Genomic DNA, 10,599 nt, shown 5'->3' on the forward strand with positions numbered 1-10,599 from the left:
GTCCCCCCTAAGAAATTCAGTTTTTTCTGAGACAGCGGAAACTTTTTTCACGTTACCAAACAACATAATGGGAACGAGGTTAAACATACCGCCTTCATATGCGATTTCGAGGCTCATGCCTACTGTGGGTTTTATATCGCCTTTAATCTGTCCATTGTACAGTAAGTATCTTTCATAACAGTTTGAAACAGACTGCAATAGTAATGAGTTTTCGTTTATATCGAGAACGGTTGCCTTTATAGTACCTGCTATTATTTCTTCATCAACGACCTCAACATCAAAGCATACATTATCTGCGCCCACGACTTCTACTTTATAAGTTCCAGCCTTATCACTGCGGAAATCTGAATGAAGAATAACTCTGGGAGCCTTTGGGATATTTGACTGATAATCAAAAGCCACATCAGGATAGGAGTAAACAACAGGATCTTCATTAGCTTTTGTAACTTCTATTTCCAGACCTTTAAGATCTATCATTTCGCCGAGATTGTATTCCACCTTATCAGGAAGCTTGACTATTCTGTATTCAGGCTCTGCATAAACATCACCTGTTTCAGCTTTTCCATAACAAAAAGCAAAAACTATCTCGTCGTTCATAAGCTTCTTTAACAGTACATTACCAATAATCGAAGGCTTCATGGCATATGCTTTATTATCATACTCAGAAACATATTCAATATTGAAAGCTCCGCTGCTCCTGTCATCAAGAACTGTATACGGAAGTCTCAGACTGCCGCATAAAACCGTTTCATCGTTCAGTGTTATAACAGAATCCTCAGAGCCGTAAAAACAGATAGGGATATACTTATCATCAGTAATTTTACAGCCGTCACATATCTCATGCCATACAATGCCCTTGCTTTCTTTTCCGCAGACAAGGCTTCCCTGTAGAAAAAATGTAACAGAGCCTTTATCAGCTTTTACAGTTACGGTCTTTTCAAGGACAGCTTCATCAAGAAGAATAATGATATCATTATCTCCTGCATCTATAGTAAGGTCTCTGCCGAGACTTTTTATAGTACAGCTGCTACTCACTATATCTGAAGAATAACTCTCGTCGATTATCAACTTAGCAGTATCGGCTTCCGCAGTCTCGCTTATTTCGCTGAGTTCAGAAAAATAATCCACGTAAACTCCGACAGACTGTTCACCTGAGATAAGGCTGCTGCCACCTTCTTCCTGAAGTCCCACTATGCCTTCGTCTGAATTTTCGGCAGCCGCATTTACAGGCATCACGCCTGCAAAGCAAATTGCCACAGTCAAAATAGCAAGTATTTTCTTTTTCATAATATCATCTCCACATTTTGGGGGAAAAAGTGAATGATAGTTTCTTAAGTAATTGAAGGGGTTAAGATATGGCTGCATATCAACTTTTCCGCATATTTATGCATGTACACTTTGTCATTTTAATAATACTATATATTTAGCGAAAAATCAATGCATCAATAATAGTATTATTTTTTCTCAACCGCTGATAAAAACACAACTAATACTATTTGGCCTTTAATGGCCATACTTACTTTATTAAGAAAACTTCAACTCATTAAAATCTGCATATCCTGAAGAAGCATGCGTATCAATGTACATACCTATTCTCTTTACCTGATCTTTAGTCTCATGATCATCAGACCAGTATCCCATTACTTCTTCAAGATTTAAACTATTTTCAAGATGACAAGACTCATTAGTTTTTATCTGATTACCCTTGCGGAAGAATTCTATATCAGTTTCTGTCATACCGGTAAGCGTATCTTCTCTCGTTATGTCTTTTTTCATATAGTACTCATTGCCGTTAAGAGTTACTATCGTGAAATTACTTTCATCCAGAACAGTCTTCTCATAATAATCCAATTCGCTGAAATCTAAACCACCTTCATGGATAAAGAACCTAAGTGATCGATTTCCCTGAGATATGGTGCCTCTAAGAACCAGATCCATGAAATTTTCTGCTTTTATATCAGCGGAATAATTGATGTCAAAATCCTTACTTGACTTTCGCTTATCACTCTCAGTATAATCCTCATAGTTTTCGCAGGTATAATAACTTACATTACTCCATTCAGCAGTGAATGAACCGTCATTTCTAAAAACCGTCCGAAGTCTGTCATCATTGTAATTATTGGACGAAACATATATACATCTCAGGCCGTCCCTTCTGGAATCAGAATGGTCTCCCAGCAGCAAAACAGCTTCATCATCAGGAAGCGGTATCTCCTGAGATATATTAAGAACGTATTTCGTGAGGAGAACAAGATCACTTATGTTACTTCTAAAGTCTCCGTTGACATCACCTGAAGTTTCTATTCTGTTCACACCCATAGAGTTGATTATCGCTTTGCGGCATTCGATTACATCAAAGCTGTTAACCACACCGTCCCCATTGAGATCTCCGCGTACATCAGGTTCAAACTTCTGAATACCAACACAGAACTCAGGGTCACCAGATGCAATATAAAAATCATCAACATAGTAATCAACAGGAGCTGATGGAATGAATACCACTCTGTACTTATGAAAAACATCATGAGAAAAGGTAAAAAGTAAGTCACTGATATTGGTCCACTGTCCGGACTTGCAGACTCTTGAACCAGATTTTATTTCCAGATTATATGTAAGAGGCTCATCAGTGTATTCTACAAGCTGTACCTCAAATGATACATCGTCTTTTGAATTATTGAATATTCTTGCCCCCGTCTGATAATAGCTTCCGGAAATATCTTCCGATTCCGGCAGATCATATGGATCCAGCTCATAGAAAAAAGCTGCCTCTCCAAGTTCACTGGGCTGTGTTATATACATCGAATGTGTTTCGCTGTAAAAGCGGTCACCTGAAATAACTGCCGATGCCTCTGCGCCAAGAACGCCGACTTTGTCGTTTTCCGATTCAAAATCCACTTTGATGATCTTTCCGTCAATATCAACGGGCAGCGGATCATGCTCTTCATAAGGCCTTACGGGCACAGTCTTGCCGAAAACGCTTTCATCGGCAATATCATAGGTTATATCCAGTGAGTTCAGCTTTGCGGAGCCGCTGCTCCTGTACGCCTCAAGATCAAACTGCACATCGTAAATAAAGCCAAGATCGAGTCCGGCTGACGACCACGCCTTGAAATGCTCCAAAGCATCTATGGTACCATCTATATGATTACTCTTTCCAAGCTCAAGAGGCTCCCGCCTCGCAACACTCCAGTATATCTTATACTGATTGGACGCATCAAAGCCGGTATTACTGTTTTCCCTGTATATATCGTAGTTAGTACCGTCAACGGTCACGGTAGATATTGCATCTACATTTCCCGGCGGACGCCATGAGCCCCATGCTTCAACAATGTTAAAAAGGGTGTCCGGATGGGTGAACCAGCCCCTGACGCCTACATATTCGCTTCCTCCGGGTGTAATGTCAAGATCGTATCTTACCTTGCATTCCCTGAACTGGTATGCGCTTACTGTGTTCTTTTCAAAAGACTTTCCTTTTGTGACAGCGAAATTATGGATCTCCTCCCAGCTGGCAGTAAAACCGTTAGTATCGGAGTTCTCATATTCGACCGTTCCGGTATAGTTATTATTCCAAACATCGTATACATAACCGTCAACTTCACCTTTATCCATATAATCGGCGGCATTGGCTGTGATAACGCTGTTTGGAATGCTATTGCAGGTATTTGCTCCAAAGAGACATATTCCTGCGGTAATAGCTGAGATCAATTTTATCAGTTGTTTCCTCAAAATCATCACCTCATAAGATAGCCATTCTATAATTGAATTATATTATTAAACGCACTAAGAATCGAGTCTTTTTTCTTATGCATAAATGCAGTTTGTCCAAGACATATGATCCACTCTATTTTTCAAAGAACTTAAAGTACGTTTAAATATATTTATTGTTTCGAGCTCAGTACAGTTCCTCACTGATCATCTTTCTCAGCTCGACCAGATCAAAAGCATCAACTGCACCGTCATAGTTAAGATCGTAATTCTTTCCTTCAAGACTGAGCTTTTCACCGAGAAGGTATTTTTGCAAAAGCTCAATATCTTTGGAACAAAACTTGTCTCGGTTATTCCTCTCAACATATATGCAGCTGTCTTCGAGCTTTATCTCTCCGCCGCCAACGCCGCATATATCGGCATTAAGAGCTACTGTGGTAATAGGACCTGTTATAAGTCCTTCTTTATTCCATGCAATAACAGCATCCGCAAGATACATATACCCTGAACAAATAATACTGTTTTCAGTTTTTTCATGGGCTATGCAGTAATACTTCACGTTCTTTTTTCCGCCGACAGTAACTACATCATCAGTGTACAGCACGTATATATCATATTCCCTGTTTGTGAAATCTTTTGTACCGAGAAATTCCGCATCTTTCGGAACAGCATCATAGTTCACGGAGTCATACACATAGAAATCAATGTACTCCTCACCGTCCTCACCGCGCATCTTGCCCTCTGCACCTATACTGTAATTGCCGTCGGTGCTGACATAAGCCTTGTAGGATATATTGATGAAATCGCCTTTCTCAAGGTCTATCTCCTCTTCCGCCATTTCAAAGGCTCTTCTTTTTCCGAATCTGAAAACCGAATCCTCTGATTCAAGAGAACATTTACCTATGATGTCACCATTCTTTTTCAACGTACATATTCCGCCGTTTTCACCGTAGATTATGCTGCCGCCGTCATATATCGGCGAACAGGTGTTATCCGTTCTGTTGTCTATAACTCTGTCATATGCCGCGTCAGGATCGGAAATACCAATTGCTGCACTAACGAGTGTAAACTCGCCGCTTCCTCCGCCAAATGCTTCAGCAAACGAAAAGATCTCCGTAATACGGTCATCTTTATCGATATAATCCTTCAGCCATGCTTCATAGTGCTTCTGAAGATCCACGCTGCCAAAAGCTCTGTAATAATAATCGTCATGAGTCTCCTGAGTTACACACCATATCTGAGGGCATGTATATGCAAAACACGTCTCATAATCATAATACCTGTAATACAGATCATATTTTACACCGTCTACCTCAGCAGTTCCAAGGGACTTGACCTTAGCTCTGTCGCGTGAACCGTCGATAAAGCTGTCTGAGTTTCTGAACTGAACGATACAGTACTCCATGCCTGTATCATTTGAGAAAAGCGAAACTCCTGCTGCGTAATTATCTCCTGCTTTTATGGAAGTTTCATAGAATACTTTCATGTTATCGTTTTTTTCAAATGTCCTTGCGCTATTATCCCAAATTCCTCTTACGAAAAGGCTGGTGGAACATATACCACCATCATTATTATAGGTACATTCTGCAACTCCGCCGTCACTGACTGTCATACTGCCTTTTCTTGCATCAGTTTTATCAAAAAAGCAATTATAATACTGACCGTCAAGGTAGACTGCCCTTTTGTTCGCACTGTCGTTTTCAACTGTTATGCTCTTCCTGTACGGGACATTGACGATAGCTGATCTCAAAACGGATATATTGCCGTTTTCACTTGTTCCGCGGACATAGAGCCTTGCCTGCTTGTCTATATCGAGCTTGAAATCATTATATCCAAGCTCGCTGCATATCCCTTTGATATCAATTTTTCCCGATATCTCCTTACCGCTGATACTATCGTCACGTACAACATAGATGAGTTCAACAGGCACGTTCTCCTCTTCGGTAATGCTTACATAATAATCAGTACCGTGTACGGAAATCTTTACTGCATCGTCACCTGCATTGAAAATATCAGGTGAATACGATTCAAGCACTCTTATCTCTGCGGATCTTGAAGTTTTCTTGTCATAGCAGCTTATCAGAGCCCCCACAGCATATCCGCTGTCTGCGCCAATTTTCGCCTCATAACTGATATAAGACTGCTTATATTCCCAAAAATCTATCAGTTTATCAGGGCCTATAAGGAACTCTGCCACATTTGTTTTATCCCAACTGCATTTATAGTATCCTCCTACAGGATTATATTCCATCGCTGCGTCGCCTTTATCATCATCAGCTTTCCACACCTGGAACTCCTCGCCGACATAAGGAGCTTTGTATTCCTCCTCAAAATAATCAAGGTTTACAGACACATTATCATCTGTCAGTGCCATGGCATCGTTTTTCCCGACTGCATCAACAGTAGAAACCGCCATTGAAACTGTCGAAACAGTGCAAGCAGTCAGCACTGACAAAAAACGCTTGATCTTTTTGTTCATTCCGTCACTCTCCTTAAACATAATAAACAGATATATATTTATTATACCATTATTTTTATATTGCAGGCAAGTCTTTTTTTGCTGTATTATGTTTAAAATACCTTTAGCTCATAAAAACAGTTAGCTTACTATTCACAGCAATTACATTACGTTTATATATGTTTACTGCTCCAACACGAAACAACCTTAGAATACTATTGATAGGCACATTTTTGCTTGATACAGTTAAAAAGCAATCTCTATGAAGCTGGCTCCTTAAATATCGTTATTCTTATTATTGTTATTTGTGTATATCAGCTACGATGCCATTATAGAAGTGCTTAAAGCTATTGCTGATAATAAGTATGATACGTACAAATCAGTGTGATTGCACAGAAACAGCATAAAAGTTAAAATACCGCTTCAGATAACTGATAAATCCGCATCAAAAGGACCGGGAGCAGACACTGCGGATGCCCGGAGCATTTACAAAAAGCCTATTGAAGCAATACGTGAACTTGATATCTCCAGCTCTTACTTCTACAAGCTATACAACAAAAAAACAGATTAGTGCTCCAGTAATGGAGCACATGCTTTTTATTGACAAGAGTTTATACTTCTGATATTATAAATAAAAGAATAAATTACTTGTTTCCAAAGGACACATTAGGAATATGATTAAAAGAGCTAAATTAACAGATGCCAACACTCTTGCAGCGTTGGCGATACAGATGTGGGCGGAACATGATCCCGATGGATTGACGGAAGAGTTCCGTGAAATAATAAAGGATGAGGATACGGCATGCTTTCTAAAATACATTGACAACAGCCCGATTGCTTTTGCACAATGTCAGCTTCGGCATGATTACGTAGAAGGCACGAGCAGTTCACCTGTCGGATATTTGGAAGGTATATTTGTTACAGAAGGATACCGCAAGAAAGGATATGCTTCGGAACTGTTGACAGAATGTGAGAAGTGGGCAAAAGAGAAAGGCTGTTCGGAGTTTGCCAGTGACTGTGAGCTTGATAACACCGACAGTCTTAGGTTCCATATTGCAACGGGCTTTAAAGAAGCTAACAGGATCATTTGTTTCAATAAAAAACTGTAAGTCAGTTTTTGCAGAACATGGAAATGCATTCATCGTATCGATAAAGGAGGGAGCCTCAAATATGATCACAGTTAATCTTTACTACACAGGGAAAAATGGCAGTGCAAGAGCATTTGCCGCTGAAATGGAATCAACAGGTATAGCCAATGAGATAAGAAATGAACCCGGCAATCTTCGTTATCAGTATTTCTCTCCGCTAAATGATCCGGAAACGGTACTGCTGATCGATTCGTGGACTGATCAGGCGGCAATCGACTCACATCACGCAAGCCCCATGATGCAGAAGATCATGGAACTTCGTGAGAAATATGATCTGCACATGATTGCAGAAAGATTCGTCAGTGAAGAAGTGGGCAGTGACGAGATATTTATCAGGAAATGATAAGTTCTTATAATGAGGGACATAACATATTAGTTTATTCGTAGTAACAAATGCAGATACAAAGGAGTATAGATGTATGGAAGATCATGCAGAATCCTTCAAAAAGAAAAGTTTCCTCAATCTCCTGAAGATGCCAATTGCAGAACTTGAGGATTATTACCGCATAAAAAGGCATCTTGACAGAAATAAGGAAATACGGCATATCGCACTGCGGCGGGCATACAGCAAGATCTTCATTTCTCTGCTTGGTATGGATCGTACGCTGCATAAAAAGAAATATATAATCATCGGTGATAAAAGGCTCCAGACAAACCAAGCTAAGGTTTATGCCTGTACCCATGCCGGAAGTACAGATATTTCTGTTGTCAATGAAGCACTCAAAGATCACTGCTACTGGTTCTGGGGCGACATAGGAGAGTATTACAGGAAAATTGACGGATTGCTTGTATGGTTCAACGGCGCAGTGCTGTTAGACACCCATGACAAACAAGACCGCCGTAATGCACTGAACACCGCGATTAAAGTATTGAAAAAAGGTGGAAACATCCTGATATTTCCGGAAGGTTCATGGAATATCACGGAAAATAAGCCGGTCATGCACCTGTATACTGGTGCTGTTGAAATGGCAATCAAATCCGGTGCGGATATTATTCCCGTTGGTATCGAGATTTATGGTAATACTTTTTATATCAATATCGGCCAAAATATCAGAAGCAGAAATATGGTGACAGATTCAAAACAGAAATTTACTGAGGAGCTTCGCGACGCTATGGCTACTCTCAAATGGGAGATATGGGAGCAGCAAGGACAGTCGAGCCGTACTGCGCTGCCGAACAATATATCCGAACTATGGCATGAACATATCCTCAAAATGTGCGATGAGGTTAATTTCCCGATTGAAGAAGTATACCGCACAATATATGCTTACAAGCCAGATCTTGAACTGAAAAAAGTTAAAAAAGAACTTGCATCACTTGTTCCTTGCAGGGAAAATGCTTTTCTGTTTAACAAGAGAAACCATGATTAGATGAAGACACACAATGAAATGCTGCATTGAACATTATGACCATTGACAGATTGATGTTAATGTATATTTTATAAAATTAAATCATGTATTAAGAACAACAGCTCCCATGTGTGGGAGCTGCTTCTTTCGTATCGTTATACTGCCTTTTAGTCATGTGAATTTAAACTTTTTGTGAACACGAACTGATTTGCCTGTTTATTTTCTTTGATACTTACAATCGTCTTAATATTTAAAAAGTGAGCGGTTCTTGAATAATAGAGACATTGTCGCAGTTGTAATGATACTTTTTATCTGCCAGAACAAGTCCTTCACCGTAATCCACTTGATTAGACTTTACAGTAAAATCACTGAACCAGCCATCTACTACATATATTCTGCGATTTGTATTCTCAGCTCCATAGGGCTGATCCATATAGAGAGTGTTATTCTCAAAAACATGATGATAGCCCCAGCCCTGCACCTGCTCGTGTATCTCAAATGCAGCTGCTATTTTGGGATTGCCGTTTCTGTAACCGGTATTGTCGTGGACATAACAATAGTTGCCCTTGATATCTATGAAGCTTCCTGCATAGTTCTCTCCTGTCATGCCATCGCCATAGAAGATACAGCCGCTTATCTCAGTATCGGTGGTATACTCCTTGACATCTATATGTTCTGCGGCAACATTTTTAAAGGTGCAGTCCGTCACTTTATTATGGTCACATTTGAAGTCAAACTCCGTTTTATCCTTAGAGCTGCCTATATAGACGCCTTCACCGTATCCTGGGGACACAAGACCCGTATCGTGGATATAGCATTTATTGATAGTACCATAAGAGCTTCCGTCACGAACAGCTATTGCCATACCAAGCAACAAAATCAAAATACCCCAATGCTCTGCCAAATATCCGGAAATAGTCATTCTTTTTATCTCCCTCCATTAACGTATTTATATTGTATCAAAACATATTATTGAATACTATATTATAACGTTATTGTATCACAGTTCATCCAAGCATTCAATGGAGTTTTTGTAAATTTTCTAATATTTGAACCTAGTAACAGTCTTCCGCAGCCGCTAATATCAATAGGCAGATAATGCTCCCACTTCATTTTAATAAAAAAACATTCAGTAGCTTATAGACAGCGGACTTATAAAAAATGTTTTCCCCAATACCCTGTAAAATTCGAATAAGCAATACTCTTCTGATACAATTATTGCAAATTAATACAAGCAGGCGCTCAATATATAAATGCCTGCTCTTTGCCAATCTCGTCAAGCAATATATGAGTTCTTAGCATAACTATATAACATACGACAGCTCCCAATCGGGAGCTGTATCGTTTTAAATATATTGTGTCTATTACTTTTTCAGGAGTATATCGAAGTTATGTATTATCATAAGCAGGCACAGCCAAATGAATAACTGCATGAAATGTAAGAAAGGATAACCTGATGCTTTTGTCTGTGGCTTATTACTCTTGTGTCTTGCAATGAACGGACAGACAGGCGTCATGCGTATCGACAAGCTGCCTACCACTCATTCATATCCGTAGCATAATTGAAAATTGCAATACTAAGAAAATCAAGTTTGCAATACAGACAGAAGGCTCAGAAATCACTTATATTGCTGGTCTTTACCGTTATGAGGATCATGGAGGTATGCAGGTACCTATGTTCACTGTGCTCACCAGAGAAGCAGCAGGCACTGTAAGAGATATACATGACCGAATGCCTGTTATACTGGATAAGGATAGTTTACAGGACTGGGTACGTCCTGACGGAGATCACAGTGCTATAGTTGAGAAGGCACTGTCCAATATGGTATTCGATAGAGCAGTTGAGTATCCTCGGTTTCCACCTGAGATCATTACAGCATAGAATAAAAGATCAGCCGCCCTTCGGGGGCGGCAACGCATGAAAGAATATATGTCGCTA

At 39.7% G+C, this 10,599-nt stretch carries 8 protein-coding genes; 4 read left to right on the forward strand and 4 right to left on the reverse strand.

Going from position 1 to position 10,599, the window contains the following annotated elements; translation table 11 throughout:
* The 3 genes from Q0R37_RS13205 to Q0R37_RS13215 all read right to left on the reverse strand — a co-directional run.
* A partial coding sequence (locus Q0R37_RS13205) for a hypothetical protein (RefSeq protein WP_294755000.1) occupies positions 1 to 1,287 on the reverse strand: 1,287 nt, incomplete at its 3' end.
* Between the two features lie 237 nt (positions 1,288 to 1,524).
* Positions 1,525 to 3,726 (reverse strand): glycoside hydrolase family 11 protein, encoded by a 2,202-nt coding sequence (locus tag Q0R37_RS13210; protein WP_294755001.1) that lies wholly within the window; start codon positions 3,724 to 3,726, stop codon positions 1,525 to 1,527.
* 166 nt (positions 3,727 to 3,892) lie between these two features.
* On the reverse strand, positions 3,893 to 6,184 hold the full coding sequence (locus Q0R37_RS13215; RefSeq protein WP_294755002.1) for a dockerin type I domain-containing protein: 2,292 nt from the start codon (positions 6,182 to 6,184) through the stop codon (positions 3,893 to 3,895).
* 653 nt (positions 6,185 to 6,837) lie between these two features.
* On the opposite strand from Q0R37_RS13215, the gene aac(6') reads away from it, so the two are divergent.
* From aac(6') to Q0R37_RS13230, 3 genes are all read left to right on the forward strand, one after another.
* Positions 6,838 to 7,272: an aminoglycoside 6'-N-acetyltransferase gene (gene aac(6'), locus Q0R37_RS13220; protein WP_294755004.1), complete on the forward strand. Its 435-nt coding sequence runs from the start codon at positions 6,838 to 6,840 to the stop codon at positions 7,270 to 7,272.
* A 61-nt stretch (positions 7,273 to 7,333) separates the two neighbouring features.
* Positions 7,334 to 7,654, forward strand: coding sequence for a putative quinol monooxygenase (locus Q0R37_RS13225; RefSeq protein ID WP_294755005.1), 321 nt, complete (start codon positions 7,334 to 7,336; stop codon positions 7,652 to 7,654).
* A 76-nt stretch (positions 7,655 to 7,730) separates the two neighbouring features.
* Positions 7,731 to 8,681, forward strand: a complete 951-nt coding sequence (locus Q0R37_RS13230; RefSeq protein ID WP_294755006.1) for a lysophospholipid acyltransferase family protein — start codon at positions 7,731 to 7,733, stop codon at positions 8,679 to 8,681.
* Positions 8,682 to 8,910: 229 nt separating this feature from the next.
* Here the strand turns inward: Q0R37_RS13230 and Q0R37_RS13235 are convergent, their stop codons facing one another.
* On the reverse strand, positions 8,911 to 9,582 hold the full coding sequence (locus Q0R37_RS13235) for a hypothetical protein (RefSeq protein WP_294755007.1): 672 nt from the start codon (positions 9,580 to 9,582) through the stop codon (positions 8,911 to 8,913).
* Between the two features lie 663 nt (positions 9,583 to 10,245).
* Here Q0R37_RS13235 and Q0R37_RS13240 point away from each other — a divergent pair.
* A complete protein-coding gene (locus tag Q0R37_RS13240) occupies positions 10,246 to 10,542 on the forward strand; it encodes an SOS response-associated peptidase family protein (protein ID WP_294755008.1) in 297 nt (98 codons plus the stop codon).
* Positions 10,543 to 10,599: the final 57 nt, after the last annotated feature.

The organism is uncultured Ruminococcus sp., assembly GCF_946415235.1.
Taxonomy (GTDB): domain Bacteria; phylum Bacillota; class Clostridia; order Oscillospirales; family Ruminococcaceae; genus Ruminococcus.